This window comes from Vibrio sp. 1580 (genome assembly GCF_033340055.1).
Map to the genome: position 1 here is coordinate 1 of NZ_JAWOVT010000729.1, position 519 is coordinate 519.

Below are 519 nucleotides of genomic sequence, written 5' to 3' on the forward strand. Positions count from 1 at the left end.
TCTCTGCCCGCCAGCAGTTGTGCTTCCTCATCGCTGATGTTCTTAATACCTTGCTGAGTTTTGAAGTGGAACTTCACCCAGTAGCGTTCATTTTCAGCGTTGATAAAGCTGAATGTATGGCTACCGAAGCCGTGCATGTGACGGTAAGACGCTGGAATACCGCGGTCACTCATGACGATGGTTACTTGATGGAACGCTTCTGGGAGTGAAGTCCAAAAATCCCAGTTGTTCGTCGAGCTGCGCATGTTGGTGCGTGGATCGCGTTTCACCGCGTGGTTGAGGTCAGGGAACTTCAACGGGTCACGTAAGAAGAAGACTGGCGTGTTGTTGCCGACTAAATCCCAGTTGCCTTCTTCGGTGTAAAATTTTAGGGCAAAACCACGGATGTCTCGTTCTGCATCCGCTGCGCCGCGCGCACCCGCAACGGTCGTAAAGCGAGCAAACAGTTCGGTCTTTTTACCAACCTCAGAGAAAATTTTTGCACGCGTGTATTTTGTAATGTCGTGAGTCACGGTGAAT

Annotated in this window: 1 protein-coding gene; it reads right to left on the bottom strand. The window is 50.3% G+C overall.

The window, feature by feature from the left end:
• Positions 1–519 (bottom strand): catalase (locus R7093_RS28080; RefSeq protein ID WP_318147390.1); only part of this gene is annotated, 519 nt, incomplete at both ends.